This is a genomic window from Alkalihalobacillus sp. BA299, from assembly GCF_017745675.1.
Lineage (GTDB): Bacteria > Bacillota > Bacilli > Bacillales > Bacillaceae_F > Alkalihalobacterium.
The window spans coordinates 43,571-61,034 of the sequence record NZ_JAFLJM010000009.1 but is presented as its reverse complement, the minus strand read 5'-3'; the positions used below and the strand labels follow the sequence as shown (position 1 = coordinate 61,034).

At 38.7% G+C, this 17,464-nt stretch carries 16 protein-coding genes; 1 reads left to right on the top strand and 15 read right to left on the bottom strand.

Going from position 1 to position 17,464, the window contains the following annotated elements; genetic code table 11:
- Window positions 1-2 precede the first annotated feature (2 nt).
- The 4 genes from J0N78_RS13250 to J0N78_RS13235 form a co-directional block, all read right to left on the bottom strand.
- Window positions 3-1,454, bottom strand: a complete 1,452-nt coding sequence (locus tag J0N78_RS13250; RefSeq protein ID WP_209123589.1) for an aldehyde dehydrogenase family protein — start codon at window positions 1,452-1,454, stop codon at window positions 3-5.
- Window positions 1,447-2,529 carry an aromatic ring-hydroxylating oxygenase subunit alpha gene (locus J0N78_RS13245; protein ID WP_209123588.1) on the bottom strand — a complete coding sequence of 361 codons (1,083 nt, stop codon included), beginning with the start codon at window positions 2,527-2,529 and terminating at the stop codon, window positions 1,447-1,449. Before J0N78_RS13245 ends, J0N78_RS13250 begins: the two co-directional genes overlap by 8 nt.
- 459 nt (window positions 2,530-2,988) lie before the next feature.
- Window positions 2,989-3,555 (bottom strand): DUF2179 domain-containing protein, encoded by a 567-nt coding sequence (locus tag J0N78_RS13240; protein WP_209123587.1) that lies wholly within the window; start codon window positions 3,553-3,555, stop codon window positions 2,989-2,991.
- A 30-nt stretch (window positions 3,556-3,585) separates the two neighbouring features.
- Window positions 3,586-5,133 (bottom strand): BCCT family transporter, encoded by a 1,548-nt coding sequence (locus tag J0N78_RS13235; RefSeq protein ID WP_209123586.1) that lies wholly within the window; start codon window positions 5,131-5,133, stop codon window positions 3,586-3,588.
- A gap of 479 nt (window positions 5,134-5,612) precedes the next feature.
- On the opposite strand from J0N78_RS13235, the gene J0N78_RS13230 reads away from it, so the two are divergent.
- Window positions 5,613-6,983 carry a sigma-54 interaction domain-containing protein gene (locus J0N78_RS13230; RefSeq protein WP_209123585.1) on the top strand — a complete coding sequence of 457 codons (1,371 nt, stop codon included), beginning with the start codon at window positions 5,613-5,615 and terminating at the stop codon, window positions 6,981-6,983.
- A gap of 295 nt (window positions 6,984-7,278) precedes the next feature.
- On the opposite strand, the gene J0N78_RS13225 is transcribed toward J0N78_RS13230, so the two are convergent.
- From J0N78_RS13225 to J0N78_RS13175, 11 genes are all read right to left on the bottom strand, one after another.
- Complete coding sequence (locus tag J0N78_RS13225; protein ID WP_209123584.1) at window positions 7,279-7,788, bottom strand: CBO0543 family protein; 510 nt, start codon at window positions 7,786-7,788, stop codon at window positions 7,279-7,281.
- Window positions 7,789-8,270: 482 nt separating this feature from the next.
- Window positions 8,271-8,459: an integrase core domain-containing protein gene (locus J0N78_RS26520; protein ID WP_209123583.1), complete on the bottom strand. Its 189-nt coding sequence runs from the start codon at window positions 8,457-8,459 to the stop codon at window positions 8,271-8,273.
- Window positions 8,460-8,812: 353 nt separating this feature from the next.
- The gene (locus J0N78_RS13215; RefSeq protein WP_209123582.1) at window positions 8,813-9,055 is read right to left on the bottom strand and encodes a GyrI-like domain-containing protein; all 243 of its coding nucleotides are present in this window, start codon (window positions 9,053-9,055) and stop codon (window positions 8,813-8,815) included.
- A 37-nt stretch (window positions 9,056-9,092) separates the two neighbouring features.
- Window positions 9,093-9,854, bottom strand: coding sequence for an SDR family NAD(P)-dependent oxidoreductase (locus J0N78_RS13210; RefSeq protein WP_209123581.1), 762 nt, complete (start codon window positions 9,852-9,854; stop codon window positions 9,093-9,095).
- 60 nt (window positions 9,855-9,914) lie between these two features.
- Window positions 9,915-10,673, bottom strand: coding sequence for an SDR family NAD(P)-dependent oxidoreductase (locus tag J0N78_RS13205; protein ID WP_209123580.1), 759 nt, complete (start codon window positions 10,671-10,673; stop codon window positions 9,915-9,917).
- 16 nt (window positions 10,674-10,689) lie between these two features.
- Complete coding sequence (locus J0N78_RS13200) at window positions 10,690-11,706, bottom strand: zinc-dependent alcohol dehydrogenase (protein ID WP_209123579.1); 1,017 nt, start codon at window positions 11,704-11,706, stop codon at window positions 10,690-10,692.
- A 29-nt stretch (window positions 11,707-11,735) separates the two neighbouring features.
- Window positions 11,736-12,710 (bottom strand): NAD(P)H-quinone oxidoreductase, encoded by a 975-nt coding sequence (locus tag J0N78_RS13195; protein ID WP_209123578.1) that lies wholly within the window; start codon window positions 12,708-12,710, stop codon window positions 11,736-11,738.
- A gap of 92 nt (window positions 12,711-12,802) precedes the next feature.
- Window positions 12,803-13,840, bottom strand: coding sequence for a tripartite tricarboxylate transporter substrate-binding protein (locus J0N78_RS13190; RefSeq protein ID WP_209123577.1), 1,038 nt, complete (start codon window positions 13,838-13,840; stop codon window positions 12,803-12,805).
- Window positions 13,841-13,941: 101 nt separating this feature from the next.
- Entirely contained in the window at window positions 13,942-15,471 is a 1,530-nt protein-coding gene (locus J0N78_RS13185) for a tripartite tricarboxylate transporter permease (RefSeq protein WP_209123576.1), read from the bottom strand.
- A 21-nt stretch (window positions 15,472-15,492) separates the two neighbouring features.
- Window positions 15,493-15,924, bottom strand: coding sequence for a tripartite tricarboxylate transporter TctB family protein (locus tag J0N78_RS13180; RefSeq protein ID WP_209123575.1), 432 nt, complete (start codon window positions 15,922-15,924; stop codon window positions 15,493-15,495).
- 33 nt (window positions 15,925-15,957) lie between these two features.
- Complete coding sequence (locus J0N78_RS13175) at window positions 15,958-17,403, bottom strand: aldehyde dehydrogenase family protein (RefSeq protein ID WP_209123574.1); 1,446 nt, start codon at window positions 17,401-17,403, stop codon at window positions 15,958-15,960.
- Between the last annotated feature and the right edge of the window lie 61 nt (window positions 17,404-17,464).

Below are 17,464 nucleotides of genomic sequence, written 5' to 3'. Positions count from 1 at the left end.
TTTTAGCTTTGGTTCCAAACAACCAATTTCATTTCAGTCATTTCTTCCACTGCATATTTTATTCCTTCACGGCCTGTACCACTTTCTTTTACACCACCATATGGCATTTGGTCGACACGATAGGTCGGCACGTCATTAATAATTACGCCACCCACATGCAATTGTTTTGAAGCATACAAGGCATTTTTAACATTATTTGTATAAATACCGGCCTGTAATCCGAAGCGAGAATCATTGACTTGTTCAACCGCTTCTTTAACTGAACTTACTTTGTTGACAACGACAACTGGAGCAAATGCTTCCTGACAAGAGATATTTAGAGAATGATCTGCATCTCTAACAATGGTTGGCTCGAGAACACCATCTTGTAGTTTCCCACCCGCAGCAATCGTCGCATTACTGCCTTTCGTTTCCTCAATCCAACCGAGGACACGTTCTGCTTCTCCTTTAGAGATTAACGCGGAAATATACGTGTCAGGATCAAGAGGATCACCGATTTTCAGTTTCTTAGCTGCTTCAGTGAATTTTGCAACAAATTCTTCATACACATCCTCATGGGCATATACACGTTGCAAGGAAATACATACTTGCCCCTGGTTGGAGAAAGCTCCCATGATGCAACGGTCAATAATTTGACCGACGTCAATATCTTTATCGATAATTAATGCCGAGTTAGAACCAAGTTCAAGTGTCGTCTTTTTCAAACCCGCCTTGTTCCGAATCCCGATACCGACGCCAGGACTACCTGTAAAAGTAACCATACTTACTCGATCGTCTTCCACAATCGCGTCCCCAACGATGCCACCAGGACCTGTTACGACATTTAATACGCCCGCTGGAAGACCCGCTTCTTCAAAAATTTCTGCGATAAAAAGCGCTGATAGCGGAGTTTGTGAAGCTGGCTTTAAGACAATCGTATTACCAGCAGCTATTGCTGGTCCCACTTTATGTGCCACAAGGTTCATTGGAAAATTAAAAGGCGTAATCGCACCAATAACACCAATCGGCTCTCTTAATGTATAGCCGATTCGATTTACACCACCTGCTGCTGCATCAAAGGGAATCGTTTCTCCATGAATTCTTTTGGCTTCTTCAGCGGCAAACTTATACGTTTCAATCGTTCTTGCCACTTCAGCTTTTGCGAACATTATCGGCTTTGCGGCTTCACGAGCAATAATATCTGCCGCTTCGTCTGCTTTTTGTTTTAAGATAGTTACAACGTTTTCTAAAATTTCTGCTCGCTGGTAAGCTGGCATTGTCGCCATTATGTCGCGAGCCTTGTAGGCAGCGGCAATTGCCTGTAACGTCTGCTCTCTATCCGCCATTGCAATCTGAGCGATTTCCTTCCCAGAATAAGGGGAGTATAGCGGAGCATATTTTTCTGTTTCAACTTTTTCTCCATTTATCATAAGATACTGCTTCGTCGAATTTACTTCATTTACAAATTTACTCATTGAGGGCCTCCAATACCATTTCATGAAATTGTACAATTGCTTTTTCTGAAGATGAATAGACTCCTTTATTAAATGCACGAGATCGGAATCCGATTTGTTCTAACTCTACAAGATCGACATCTTCCTGCCGAACTTGTTCAGCAAAAGTAACTAGGTCTTTTTCTTCCTGAGTCAAATTCTCATCACGGAAATAATAAGTATAAACAGCCAAAGTATTTTCATGGTCAATCGGTAACATTTGAATCGTCGCCATGTTTCCAGGGCCTGGGTAAATTGTTACCATGAGATTTGGCCATAACCAGTAGAAGGATCCTCCTTGCATTTCTGCCTGATTTAAATCAACGGATCCATAATTTTTATCTTGTTTTACAATGGATCCTTGTAAGGAATAGTTATCACAAGTAATGATTTGATAATCATCCATGTTGAGTGCTTGCACAAAGGATGGATGAGCTACATGACAGTGATCGCACTCTAAATAATTATCAATAAACGCTTTCCAGTTCGCTTTAATCACCCGTGTTTTTTGATTCGTTCTTTTTAACTCACTTAAAAACGGAAGCTTGCTCAAACGATCAAAGAAATCGCCGTAAGATTCACTAAGTGGCTTCGCGTTATCATCCAAATTGACAAAGATTAAAGACTCCAAAATCTCCATGCGGACCGAGCGTAAACAAGCGTCCTGTACACATGCTACATCATCCCCTCTAAAGTTCGGTGCTTTGTTTAATTTTCCATCTAATTTGAATGTCCAGCCATGGTAGCCGCACTGAAAAATCTTCTTCTTTCCATATTCACTTTTTTCAAGCTTCGTTGCACGATGTGGACAGACATTATAAAAAGCTCGGATCGTATGGTCTTGGCTTCGCGAAACGATAATTGGTTCTTTCGCTACTTCTGTCGTAAAGAAAGCACCTGGTTCTTCCAACTGGCTGACGTGTCCGACAAGCTGCCACGATTTAGAGAAGATCAGATCCATTTCTTTTTCAAGTACTTTAGGATCTGTATATTTATCATAGGTTAACGTTCTTTCAAATGTCCGGTTAGTTACGTTTTCAACTTTATTATAAGCCATAATTTCATTCCCCCTATTTAGGTGCATTTAGTCATGATATTTTAAAATTTTTATTACTCTCCTTCATATCTTGAAGGTAAATTTTCTAAACCTCCTTCTTTTTCAGTGTTTTCAATTCAAAAGTTTGGACTATATTAATAATCCAACCGTTAATAACATGGTTAACACCGTGTTCATTTTCAATATTGCAATTAATGTGCCAAAATTAAAAACACTATAAAAACACTGAATATATAATTTACTTAAATGGAAGCGGTATCAATTTGAATTAAAAGCAACTCAAATTGACGAATAATAAATCAAAAATAACTCACCAAATGTTGGGGTTAGGAGCGTATCGGGAATGATTATACAACTAAAAAGGTATAACCCTCTCAAAAGCTGAGGAATTATACCTTTTTGACTTTTCAGGGCATTTCAACGCCCATTTCCCATAACTGGGTTGTTTTTATTTACTATTTAATTTGAATTTACGTCTTGTATATTTTGCGTCATCTTCTTTCGTTTTTTCTTTCTTCGTTTCATTGATTTTAATAGAAAGCCGCCTTTAAATTTCCGAGGCTCATACGAAACGATAAAAGCGTGTGGTTCATATTCCTCGATTAGATCAAATAATCCATCCTCTTGATTTCTTTTTGTTAATATCTCAAGTTTATATCGAGTGCTATCACGACCTTCACCATAAAATACAGTAACTCCATATCCCTCGTTTCTTAATTGCTCAATTAATTCCTGATTTTTACTAGGCAAATTAACGAGCAAGGTCGTATAACCAATCGCAAGCGCTTGTTCTATTTGTGTTCCTAGAAATATACCTACCCCAAAACCAAGGGCATAAATTAAGATACCTAATAACGTTTGTTCCCCCGTAAATACAAGCGATAGACCTAAAACATAGATTAAACACTCGACAAATCCTAAAAAAGATGCTTGTAAACGTAATTGTTTTACAATGAATATCGTACGCAACGTAAAACAAGGAACATATAAAAGCTGTAATAACAAGATCAGAAGGACCTCTTTCACTTCAATTCTCCCTACTCCATAAAAATCTTATCAGCCAACCTTTTTATTAAGCTTCTCTTTTTGGGTGTTCGCATGGTTGATTTCGTCTTCTTTGATCCATTTGATGAAGGATACCGTCATAAGGATCAAAATAAAGACAACAGGAAACGATGTGATAACTGATAAAGTTTGTAACGTACTTAAGCCCCCACCATACAATAGCGAGATGGCAACCGTCGCTAGTACTAATGCCCAGAAAAATCGATGCCAACGTGCTGGCTCTTGATCAGGGTGTAATTCCTTCGAAGCAACAGATGCTAATGCAAATGCTGATGAATCGATTGTCGTTGCTAAGAATATGAAACCGAGCACAATGAAAACAGGCAATACAAAGGTACCTAGTGGCAGTGCGGATATTACGGATATTATTGCTGCTGGTGCACCCGCTTCATTTAAAATGTTAACGACGGGTACAATCTCATTGATTTCAAAATAAATACTTGTATTCCCTAAGATGGCAAATGCGGCCCAGCATCCAAGCGTTCCACCAATACATTGTGCCAAGATCACCTGTCTGATCGTTCGTCCCTTTGAAATTTTGGCGACAAAGACCCCCATGAACGGGGCATACGCAACCCACCAAGCCCAATAAAAAATCGTCCATCCTTGTGGAAATCCTGATTGTCCAATCGAATCTGTGTAAAAGCTCATGCGGACAAAATTTTGTAAAACAATCCCGACACTTTCTGTAAAAGCAGAGATAATAAAAACAGTGGGACCAAAAATAATAACAAATAAGGACAAGGCTATAAAAAGATACGTATTGATATTACTTAAACGCTTAATTCCTTTTTTCAACCCTAAGAACACACTGGTTCCAAATAAAGTTGTCCAACAAAGAACAATGATAATATCTAATGTTAATGTTCTCTCGATGTTCAATAACTGGGAAACACCTTCGGCAATTAGCGGAGAACCAAGCCCTAAAGAAGTCCCTACTGCTCCGACTAATCCAAACATAAAAAACACGTCAATAACTTTGCCGACTAGACCGTCTGCATGTTTTCCAATCACTCCACGACAGGCATTACTAATGCGTAATGTCGATTGTTTTCTGACGTGTAAGGCATAAGCTAGCGGTAACGCAGGTAAACAATAAATTGCCCATGCCGTAAATCCCCAATGAAACATCGGATAAGCATTCGCCCAATCTCCAGCTTCTACACTTCTAGGTTCCATGCCAAACGGCGGTGAAATATAATTATACGCCCATTCAATCGGCCCCCAATACATAAGACCAATCCCAATTCCTGCCGTAAATAACATTGCTAAATAACTAGGAAACGAAAATTCTGGCTGATCATTAGCCGATCCGAATTTAATATTTGCATATTTACCAAAGGCCAGCCAGCCTAATAAACCAAAAACGATAACAGTCCCCCATAAATAAAGCCAGCCAAATTCTCCAGTAATAAAGCCTAATGCGATTGAAAAAATTTCAGTCGTCTTTTCTGGTGTAAAGAGTATCGGTAGCGAAATGGCACAGATCATAATCAGTCCTGTCCAAAATATGACTTTATCAATCTTAGGTTGCTTCAATAATATCTCCTCCAAACTTTCTTTAAAAAATAATAGGTTCTCCTATTCATTACATAAAAGAATAATTAAACGCTTTCAAAATAAAAATCACTAAACTCTATTCTATCTGATATTGGAGTACATATAAATCATCCTTTCTAATTTTTCTAACTTTTCAAACCTTTTCACTATATTAAGATGCAAAATATATGCCAACTATCTATCCTTTAGAATGGTAGCTGAGCGAAACGTTAATCAAAGCCATTTATTTCGCCTATTTCCACTCATTTTATAGTAGTAATTTTTATCCTTAAATTATAGAGCAAGTTATTTTTTTCTAATAATTCTGCTTATTCAACTAATATCTGAGTTAAAATATACTCACATGAAGTGATTTAAACTCTATTTTTACTTTTGCAACATTAAGTAAATCTTTCATTTCTTTTACATTGTAAATGCAATACAATAGGTTAATATATGTTAGGTTAGGAGGGCTTAAAATGGAACTAAAAAATGAAACGATCGATATAAGTACAGAGACCTTAATGAAAATACTTGATCATTCATCGAATGAAATATTTGTACTAGATAAAGATGCCAATATTATTTATGTTAATAAAGTTTCGGAACGTCATTATGGCTTAAAGCCCGCAGAAGTAATAGGCAAATCCAATTACGATTTCGTATCCAATCATTTTTGGAAACCTTCCATTGTTCCGATTGTTTTTAAAGAAAAGAAACCTGTTACGATTAAACAAACAACTTATATTGGTGGCGAACTAATTACAACAGCTATCCCTATTTTAAATGCGAATGATGAAATCGAATTCATAGTTACTACAGCACAAGAACAAAGCTTTAAAGAACTTCTATTAAATACAAATACAGAAGCTAATAAAACAAAAAACGAAGATTCATTAGAACATGTCATCACAAATAATGAAAAAATGAAAAAGCTAATTAAATTTTGCGAGCGCATAGCAACGACTGATTCTACTATTTTGATTCAAGGGGAATCAGGGACCGGAAAAGGAGTCATCTCTAATTATATTCACAAAGTTAGCAATCGCAATACCGGTCCTTTTTTAACGATAAATTGTGCAGCTATTCCAGAAGATCTATTAGAAGCTGAGTTATTTGGCTATTCAGAAGGTGCTTTTACTGGGGCAAAAAAAAGTGGACAAATTGGGCTATTCGAAGCTGCTAATCACGGTACAATATTTATGGACGAGATTGGTGAAATTTCTTTAAAGCTTCAAGCAAAGCTCCTTCAAGTCATCCAAGATCGTCAATTTTTTTCTGTAGGAAGTAGGGAATTAAAAAAAGTAGATATTCGAATTATTGCTGCTACTAATCAAAATTTAGAAGAAATGGTCAAAAACAAACAGTTTAGAGAGGATTTATATTATCGCTTAAATGTAATCGATCTTAAATTACCTCCCTTACGAGAAAGAGAAGAAGATATTATTCCGTTAACTTATTATTTCTTAAATAGGTTTAATAAGAAATATGAAATTAACCGTATTATCTCTCAAGATGTCCTGGACACACTTGTCAGTTACTCGTGGCCAGGCAATATTCGTCAACTTGAAAACCTAATAGAGCGGTTAGTCGTAACTAGTGACTCTATTATCCAATTAACTGACTTACCAGAATCCATACTACAAACGACAAAACCGAGACTGTATTATTCGTATGATACTTCACTGGATCAAGCGGTAGAAGATGTAGAAAAAACCTTAATTTTGAACTCTTACAAAAAGTATAAAAGCTCACGAAAAGTCGCCAAAGACCTGTCTATAAGCCAAACGAAAGCAGCAAAATTAATACGAAAATATTGTAAAGAACCTGAAGAAGGTCAAGAAGAATAATAGATCCCTTTACTTTTTACACTTGAAATTATAGACAATGTTTAAACGTTCAGAACCGTTAACCCTTTTTATATGATGGCTATAGGGAGAAGGTGTTTGATAATGGGGAGAAGGAAATCAAATAACTGGTTAATTTGATAATAGACAAATTTGGCCTATTGAATATAAATTTCAAAAATAAAACGATCCCATTTCAAGTATGGAATCGTTTTTTTAGATTTAATATATGGATGGTTACATAGTTTTATCATTTCTATTTTTAGTTGATCCTTTACTTTGAAATTATACATTACTTTTAAAGCTTAACAACCTTATTTAATACACATAAATAGTATAAATAAACTAAAAAATATGCGACAAAGTAAGATATAAATGTCCAAAAAATATTCCAGCCTTGTCCATATTCAACTATTTCTAATAAAACTGCTATCCATTCAAAGAATGTAGTTGCAAAACTAAAAATTAAAATTAATAAAAACCTAAATCCAAAGAGTTTCTTTATAGCCAAAATCAAAAAGCTTCCTAACACAGGATACATCCCTAAATCATATGCTAAAGCTGTTACACAGTTAATTTTTAAAATAGGGTGAACAAGCCACCATCCCATGTAAAAACCAACAATATTAAATAACAATGAAACTACTATAGCTAAAGGAAAAATAATTATTACGATTTTACGCTCTTTTTTATATAGCCATATAGCAAATAACAATGGAACAATCAGACCCACTACAATATGAAATATCAGTATTACCACCACCTTTATAATAATTTTATGAATTTTCGCACTATTTATTTTCGACAAAGAAAGCGAGTACCCTCTAATATTTCTACAAATACCTCTTTTTTAATCACAAAAAAACCTCCTATGTTCTAAAAGAACACAAGAGGCTTGTAACCACAATACAAATTCTAATACTGACTCCAACATTGCATAGACGGGATCGAACCACCGACCTCCACTCTATCAAAATAATAAATGAAAAACGGTGTTCAATTAAGTTAATATAGTTAAAGCGGATTAACCCCCGAATTTTTGACATAAGCTCTCTTATTCTTGCTTAATCTTATCTTTTGGTTTTTTATGCGTTCTTTCAATATAATTCGCTAGGGCCAAGTAGCTTGACAAGGAGCCTCTGCGGGCATCATTCTCTTGCCAGGAAGCCAGCCTTATTAGGTAGCTGGCAACGCCAAACGAGGCTATCATGCCCGCCACTCCATATCAAGCTGTGTTTTTAAATTTGTTTCGTTATCATCCTACAGATGTATCTCTTTGAACTCTAGCTTTTAAACCTGTTGCTTCGTATAATATTCCTGTGGTGACAGATCTAGAATACTTGAATGCATAGGGCGTTCATTATAGAACTTCATAAACTTTGAAACTTCTCGATACGCTTCTTCATAGGATTCAAATTGGAATCTACTAAAACATTTATCTTCTAATATACGATGGATAGATTCAATATGAGCGTTCATATTTGGCGTTTATGTGTCCTCAAGTAAACCATTAGTAAAGCTGAAATCCACTACTCTAGAAATCTTTTTTAGCATATGATTTTCTGGAATTTTATTATATAATACAGAGTGAAATCTTAATTACTTTGGTTCAAATCGTAGCATGAAAAAGCCCCCTTATTGGTTGATATTTGGTCGCACTTATATATACCAGTTATGGGGGCTTTATTCTGTTGAAATCCCTATTATAACAGGGTTTAAGAGGATTTTTTTACGCGTATTTTAACGCTATCATTACTAATAGCTGCTTTTTGACTGGACTTTTTCACTGGTCTCGAACTGTCCCCTTGCTTCTTATTTCAAACTCCCTAAATCTAAAACATCGGTTCGCAAAGATGGACATGATCTTTAGATTTTGACCATTTAGAATAAATTTCAAGTTTCCACCTCTCTGACACCCTCTTATATCCATTTTCATCAACCCACTGATGCAAATGAGGATATACATGATAAATTTGGGATGCATGTCCACGGAACTCAATGACTGCATACTTTTGTGCAGGAACGCTTAGGGGGACCATCCCTTCAGGAATTTCCCCATACTCATCGTCTCCCAACAATCCATCCCCCGCCCTGGCCACAAATCCCCTCTACCTACACCATAAAAATACCGCCGTTTATATCTACAGTAGTTCCGGTGATATAACCAGCTTTTTCGGAACAGAGGTAGGATACTAGGGATGCCACCTCTTTTGGGGTCCCAGAGCGACCAACCGGGATTTCACTAATAAATTTTTGGTTCGCCTCTTCTGTGGCCGTCTTGGTCATTGGGGACTCAATTCTGCCCGGGGCGATACAATTTGCGGTAATTCCGTATGAGCCATATTCCGAGGCAACCGTCCGGGTAAAACCGCCCATTCCGCTTTTAGAGGCTGAATAATGAGAGCCGGCAATTCTGCCGCTTGTTCGTCCCGCTAGTGAGGAAATGTTAACAATGCGGCCCCACCCGCCGCGTTGCATATAAGGCAGGCTTTCCCTCGTGCACAAAAATGTACCCGTCAAATTGACATTTAGGACACTTTCCCACTCATCTAGCGGGATTTCGTGAGTGCTGCGGCGCTTTCCATTGACTTTTGGAGAAATTCCAGCATTGTTGATCAGGATATGAATTGTGCCGTATTTTTCACCGATATATTTGAAGGCGTCGATCACTTGTTGCTCATTACCTACGTCAAGCGTGACTCCTTCAACTTTTACATTTTTTCCCTTGAAATCTTCAACCGTTTTTTGTAGTTCATCCTCAATGATATCTGTTAATACTAGTGTTGCACCCTGGGCTGCTAGCTCAGCAGCTATTTCAGCACCAATTCCTCGGGCTCCACCTGTAATCACCGTAATTCGATCTGATAGTTCCATTCCTTTCACATCCTATTATATTAAATGTTGGTTCTTCAATGAACGCGTAAGTTCTCGTCGTTACATATTCATTCTTGATTGGCCGCCGTCGACATTGATCGTAGCACCGGATACCCAAGAGGCTTTTTCCGAGGCTAAAAAAAGAACAACATTTGCTACTTCTTCAACAGTGCCAAACCTGCCTGCTGGGATCATTTGCTGAACATATGCTTTAATTTTGTCAGGATTTTGCTCTAGTCGTTTCTGCCAGTTGCCAGTGGGATGCAAGAGTGCACCAGGTGCAACGGAATTCACACGAATTCCTTCTTTAATAACCTCGTCTGCTAATGCTTTCGTAAAACTAATCATTGCTGCTTTTGCATTATTATAGGTTGGCTTGCCGCCTGACTCCCTGCCTGTAATCGAGGAGATATTAATAATGCATCCTGACTGTTGTTCTTTCATAATTGGCAGAGCCAGTTTGCTAAAATGAACGGCGGTATAATAATTTAGATTGATAGCTTCTTCAAATTGTTCGAGCGGTGTTTCATAAACGGTTGTCCCATTACTTCCACCGACGTTATTTACTAAAATATCAATCGTTCCGAATTTCTCTACATAGTCGACAAAAGCTCTGACTCTCTCCGATTGATCCATTGCATCGACTTGAATTGTATACACATCTTTCAGCTCTTTTTTGGCTTGTTCTAACCCTTCATTTGAGCGGGCCATAATCGCTACATTGGCCCCCTCTTCGATAAAAGACGAAGCGATTGCTTTGCCGATTCCTTTCGAGCCTCCAGTAATAAGTACGTTTTTTCCTTTTAGATGTAACTCCATAACTCCACCTCCTCACTTAAGGTTGTAGAAGAATTTTCGGTCCTCCATTATTGAGAAGCGATTCCAAACCCGTTTCCCATTTGTCTAATGGATAGATTTTATCAATCAGTAGCTGTGCTTTGTCCTCACATTGAACCATTAATTCAATCGCATGGATCCAATCTTCGCGAACCGCGGCAATACTGCCCGTAATTCTTAATTCTTTATAAGCTACGGCCATAAAATCGACTTCGATTTTCGATGATTTGGTTCCCACTTGAATGTATTGTCCTTTTGGTTCAATCAGTTCGAGCCCCATATTAACGGCACTTTCATGTCCAGCACACTCAAACACAATTGAAATCTTTTCAGTCCCGATTTCTTCTTTCCATTGATCATTAATGAACACTTTATCCGCTCCAATAGCTGATGCGATTTTCAATTTCTTTTGATCCATTTTTGTCCCGCAGACTAATGTTCTGCATCCGTGTTGTTTAGCAACCAACAGAGTGAGTAATCCAATTGTTCCAGGACCCGTAATTAATACTGTATCCGTTGGTTTGATTTTTGCTTTATACACAGCTCTCACTGCTACCGTTAAAGGCTCAATCATTGCTCCTGCATCGTCACTGATCTGATAAGGGAGGTGATAGATTTGATCCTTATGAAGGACAATATATTCCGCAAAACTACCATCTGAATCAAATCCAATTCGAATTCGGTCCTTGCACAAATTAAATTGACCTGTTAGGCAATATTGACATGTCCCACATGAACGCATCGTTGGCTGAGCGGTGACACGGTCACCTTTTTTTACATTTTCGACGGAGGCTCCAAGTTCGACTACGGTTCCGACAAACTCATGTCCGACAACCACTTTCTCGATATTTTCCCTTAAATGGTATTGGCCTTTTAGTAGTTTAATATCTGTACCGCAAATTCCAGTGAAGATCACTTTGACCAATACCTGCTCATCCCCCACTTGAGGGATGGGCAGTGTTTCGACAGCTACTTGATTATCATTTTTACGTAAGACAATTCCCTTCATTGACATTAAAACGATCAACATCCCTTCTTTTGTAGTTAACCGATTTTCAAAATAACTTTTCCGATATTTTTATTGTCCTCTAGATACTTATGCGCAGCTTCCGCTTCCGCCCAGCCAAAGACAGTGTCAATCACAGGTACTAGCCTGCCATCCTCGAAGCGAGCAGATGAGAAGTTATAAAAGTCTTGAGTGAGTTTTACTTTTTCCTCAATTGTCCTGGAACGGAGTGTCGAACCTTTAATCCGAATTCTTTTCATTAAAATATCTCGTAGATTAATTTCCTTTTGATAACCACCTAAAGCAGCAATAATGATCCATCTGCCATCTACTGCAATCGACTTAACATTATCATCCCAATACGATGCCCCAATAAAGTCTAAGATGACTTGAACACCTTTGCCGTCTGTAATGTCGAGCACTCGCTCAGAAAATGTTTCTTCCTTATAATTGATCGTATAGTCAGCACCAAGGGATTTACATGCTTCCAACTTTTCTGCGCTTCCAGCGGTAACGATCGATGTTGCTCCCATCTCTTTTGCTAATTGAATCGCTGCTGTTCCGACCCCGCTCGCTCCGGCATGGATGAGTACTGTCTCGCCTTCACGCAATTCTCCAAGTTGGATCAGCTTTAAGTAAGCCGTTAAGTAGGCTTCAGGAATTGCTGCAGCCTCTTCAAATGAAAAATTTTCTGGCATTCTCATGGCCATGCTCGCAGGAATCCGTGCCTTTTCTGCATATCCTCCGCCTGGAAGAAGTGCAAACACACGGTCACCAATTTTCCAATCACTTACTTTTGCTCCTACCTTTTCAACAACACCAGCCATTTCCAGTCCTAGAATAGGAGATTCACCTTTTGGAGGTGGATATAGTCCTTTTTTCTGAAGTAAATCAGCACGGTTCAGTGCAGTTGCGTTAACGGAAACCAACAGTTCATTTTCTCCACACTTAGGATCTTCAAAATCTCCCAGATACAACTCTTTTGATTGATCATCTACTAATACTGCTTTCAATTATTTCGCCACCTTTTAAAAATCTTAAATGGATGAACAGGTATTTTATCGATCGATAAAATACCTGCCCACAACACTATATACTTTAGTTTTTATTGATTCAATTGCTCAATGAGCTCACCATAGACGCCATACATTTCGTTAACTGTTGTTTCATATTCATCACCAGGCATCCAACCAAGTGGTAAATCCATATTTTCTGCTGCTTCAATAAATTCTGGGTCTTCAATTGTCTTTTGGATTACATCGCTCCACACTTCGATAACTTCATCAGGTAACCCTTTTGGACCGCCAAAGGCTAACCATGATGTAATGTCAAAGTCATATCCAACTTCCCTTGCTGTCGGTGTATCTGGTGCCAAATCCCATCTTGTGTCACTTAAAGAAAGAAGTAATCGCAGATCACCATTTTCTAAACCACTCTTATAGGCTCCAGGGTTGTTAATTCCAAAAGCAGTGTGCCCGCCAAGTAACGCAGACATTGCTTCTCCCCCGCCATCAAAACCAATACTCTTCCAAGATGGTACATTGTCTTCTGCTTGATCTAGCATCATCATACCTAGAGTTGTAATACCGCCAGGACCAGAATCACTATATGCCATGCCCGGATTTTCAAGTGATGCTTCTAAAAATTCAGAGTAATCAGCATAAGGTGCATCAGCTTTCACCGCGATACCGTAAAGATATTTACCCCAACCGCCAATGTATGAAAAGTCATCTGCTGTATATGATACGGTTTGATTATGCGGTGTAATCGTTAACGGCTGCAAAGACGTATTTCCTAGTGTATATCCATCTGGTTCTTGTTTAGCTAGTTCTGCTAAACCAACAGTACCGCCGCCACCAGTAACATTTTCTACTACGACTGTTTCGCCTAAATATTTTTCAGCTACAGAGAAAAATTGTCTATATGCTAAATCAGTGGCTCCACCCGCTGAATATTGGACATAGAACGTCACTGGTCCTTCTGGATAACTAGTTCCAGAATCAGTTGCTTCCTCTTCAGATGCTCCTCCATTACTAGCTTCATTATTTCCATTTTCATCTCCCGATTGAGTCTCCTTAGAACCACACGCTGCTAAGAATAAAACTAACATTGCTACCGCCAAGAACTTGATAATCTTTTGCATTTCAATAACCCTCCTAATTTTTTTTAGAGATTGATAGCTTTGCTCCTTTGTATTGTATCTGTATATCACCACCCTAAATGGAATTCATTCATACAGTTACACTATAGAGTTATAGATTTTTCATCCTTCCTCTTTTCAGCTCTTGATTTAATAAAATAACTAACAATTGTAACTAATGTAATCGCGATAAAAACTAAAGCAATCGGTCTTTCCAAAAACATCAAAAGCCCGTTATCTGAAAGTGCTAACGTTTGACGTAAAGAACGTTCAAATATCGGAGTTAAAATAAAACCGATCAGAAGTGCAGTTGTTGGAATACCGAACTTATTTAAGATATATCCAATCAAACCAAACACAAACATAACCTTAATATCGAAAATGTTTTGGTTGTAGCCAAAGGTCCCAGCAATACATAACACCAATATGATTGGGATCATTACACTAATTGAAATGTTCTTTACTTTGACAACCCCTTTTACAAAGTACCAATTAAAAACAAAGTTCATGATAATTGCCATGATCATCCCAGCATAAATCCCATAGACGATCGCACCATTATTCACAAATATTTGCGGACCAGGTGTGATCCCTTGAATTGTTAATGCCCCTAAGATTAAAGCAGCTTCAACATCGCCCGGAATACCAAGTGCAAGTAGCGGAATTAAATTCGCACTAGCTACAGCACTGTTAGCGGCTTCTGGGGCAGCAACTCCATGAAGAGAGCCTTTTCCGTAATTTGGATCTTTGGATATTTTCTTACCAGAGCGGTATCCCATAAATGCAGCAATGGTCGGTCCAAGTCCGGGAAGGGCGCCAATAAATGTTCCGATACCGGCAGAAGTAAACAACACCTTCCTTGTTCCCTTCACTTCTTTCCAAGTCAGTTTTGAATCTCCTAGTTGTACATCCACTTTTTGCTCTGCTTTCTTTTCTTTGTGATCCTTGATTTTTTCGCGAATGACATCTTCAATTTGCCTAAATACTTCCGGCACAGCCAAAAGTCCTATCAATACGGCGATCAAAGAAAAACCAGATGACATTTCCATCGAACCAAATTCGAAACGGGGAACACCAGTCACTGGATCATATCCAACTGTTGAAATTAAGATCCCAATCCCTAGTGCTAGAAACCCTTTCATTAAGGCTCTTTCTGCAACCCCTAAGACCATAGTAAAGGCAAATAAAATAATAGCGACATATTCCGGTGGTCCAAACATCAAGGCAGCCTTGGCAATTAAACCAGCAAGTAAGATTAAGGTTATACAACCGATTAAATCACCGACAGACGAACCAATCAGCGCCATCCGTATCGCTTTCCCTGACTTCCCTTGTTTAGTTAATTGATAACCATCTATTCCCGTGGCAGCAGCTGCAGATGTACCTGGTGCATTAAATAAAATAGAAGAAATACTTCCACCAAATAATCCACCTTTATACATAGCGGTCAGCATGGCGATCGCAGCAACTGGGCTTAACGTAAATGTAATAGGAAGCAATAAGGCAATTCCCATCGTTGAAGATAGTCCTGGTATCGCCCCCAGCATCGTACCTAGCATTACTCCCAAAAAAACTAATATGACATGCTGAGGCTGGAACATCATTTCCAGTCCAGATAGAATATCAGCACCCACTATTTCACCTCCCTAGTAACGTTACATGAGCAAACCATTTGGAAACTTAAGATTTAATAATTCGCCTAGTAATAAGTAAACAAATAATGGAACAAGGGTTGAAATTAATAGAATTTTGACCTTTGTTACCTTTAAAATCCACAACACTACTGCAATAAACAAAACACTTAATACAAAATAGCCAAAGATATCTATCGCAAAAATGTAAATACCGTAAAGAAGGACGATCAGACCAAGTATCGATAGAACCTTCTTAGGGAAAGTAATGATTTTCTCTTCTCCCCGCAAACACCTAACAAAACATACAACTGATGTTAAAGCGATAATTCCCAGTGCAATATAGGGGGCAATTCGCGGCCCACCTTCCTGAACTTGACTAGGGATGATAAAGAATATAACCAAACAAAAGACGATCATGAATAGATATACATAACGCTCACGCCACTGTATCATGTTCGAGCCCCCTAGAAATGTGGTGAATTGCTCTTAGTAGTTGTTATTAACTACTACAAGCTTTGTCTCTGTCATTTCTTTCACTGCATATTTAATGCCTTCACGGCCTGTACCACTTTCTTTTACACCACCATATGGCATATTGTCTACGCGAAATGTTGGGATATCATTTATCATGACCCCGCCTACTTCTAAGCGGTCAGAAACCCACATGGCTTTTTGAATATCTCTTGTATAAATCCCTGCTTGCAGCCCGAATCGTGAATTATTGACCTCTTCAACAGCCTGTTCCACCGAAGACACTGGATTGATCACTACAATCGGAGCAAATACTTCCTGGCAAGAAACCTTCAATTGAGATGAAGCGTTTACAATTACAGTTGGTAAAAGAATATTCCCTTCTGCCTTTCCTCCTGTAACCACTGTCGCTCCTCGATCCTTCGCCTCATTGATCCAGGCTAAGGCACGATCTACATCACCTTTTGAAATCAGCGCAGAAACGTCTGTTTTCTCATCTAGAGGATCGCCAATCGTAAGCTTTTTCGTTTCTTGAATAAACTTTTCTACAAACGCATCATATATATTCTCGTGAACATAGACCCGCTGTAAAGAAATACAAACTTGTCCTTGAAAACTAAATGCTCCTTGCACACAACGACCAATCACTCGATCGATCTCTGTATCCTCATCTACAATCGCTGCCGAGTTCGAACCAAGTTCAAGTGTGGCTCGCTTCAAACCAGCGCGCTCGCGAATTTGCTTGCCAACTTCAGGACTTCCTGTAAACGTGATCATCTTCACCTTCTCATGAGTGACAATATGATCACCAACAACACGCCCGCTGCCCGTAATGACGTTTAATGCACCCGCTGGCAGTCCTGCTTCGTGTAATAATTCAGCTAAGAAAAAAGACGATAACGGTGTTTGCGAAGCTGGTTTTAATACGATCGTGTTCCCTGTTGCAATCGCTGGCCCCACTTTATGAGCGACGAGATTCATAGGAAAATTAAACGGTGTAATCGCCCCAATGACACCTAGCGGCTCAGGTTTTGTATACCCTAGCCGGTTTTGTCCACCAGGCGCAGCATCAAGCGGTATCGTTTCTCCAAATAATTGGCTCGCTTCCTGTGCCGCAAATTTGTATGTTTGAATTGTCCTATCAACCTCAGCTTTTGCTGTCCCAATCGGCTTCGCAGCTTCTAGGGCAATAAGCACAGCTGCTCTGTCATAGTTTTGTTTTAATAGATTTACAAGATTATATAGGATCTCACTACGCTCATAGGCTGTTAACATTCGCATTGCAGCCTGTGCCTGTACCGCAGCTTCAATGGCATCCTCTGTTTCTTGTAACGATGCCATTGGGACCTTCGAAATTTCCTCCCCAGAATAAGGAGAGTATAGGGGAGTATACTCTTTTGCTTTTCTCCACTCCCCATTGATAAATAACTTTTGTTCCGATTCTATCTTTGCTTGTACCATAAACACCCTCCTATAAGTGAATCTTGCATCAGTGGTTTTTCTTTCTCCCATTGACGGTTAG

Coding starts and splice junctions, on each gene's coding strand:
- J0N78_RS13250 (WP_209123589.1), bottom strand. CDS start 1,454: ATGAGTAAATTTGTAAATGAAGTAAATTCGACGAAGCAGTATCTTATG.
- J0N78_RS13245 (WP_209123588.1), bottom strand. CDS start 2,529: ATGGCTTATAATAAAGTTGAAAACGTAACTAACCGGACATTTGAAAGA.
- J0N78_RS13230 (WP_209123585.1), top strand. CDS start 5,613: ATGGAACTAAAAAATGAAACGATCGATATAAGTACAGAGACCTTAATG.
- J0N78_RS26520 (WP_209123583.1), bottom strand. CDS start 8,459: ATGAACGCTCATATTGAATCTATCCATCGTATATTAGAAGATAAATGT.
- J0N78_RS13210 (WP_209123581.1), bottom strand. CDS start 9,854: ATGGAACTATCAGATCGAATTACGGTGATTACAGGTGGAGCCCGAGGA.
- J0N78_RS13205 (WP_209123580.1), bottom strand. CDS start 10,673: ATGGAGTTACATCTAAAAGGAAAAAACGTACTTATTACTGGAGGCTCG.
- J0N78_RS13200 (WP_209123579.1), bottom strand. CDS start 11,706: ATGTCAATGAAGGGAATTGTCTTACGTAAAAATGATAATCAAGTAGCT.
- J0N78_RS13190 (WP_209123577.1), bottom strand. CDS start 13,840: ATGCAAAAGATTATCAAGTTCTTGGCGGTAGCAATGTTAGTTTTATTC.
- J0N78_RS13180 (WP_209123575.1), bottom strand. CDS start 15,924: ATGATACAGTGGCGTGAGCGTTATGTATATCTATTCATGATCGTCTTT.
- J0N78_RS13175 (WP_209123574.1), bottom strand. CDS start 17,403: ATGGTACAAGCAAAGATAGAATCGGAACAAAAGTTATTTATCAATGGG.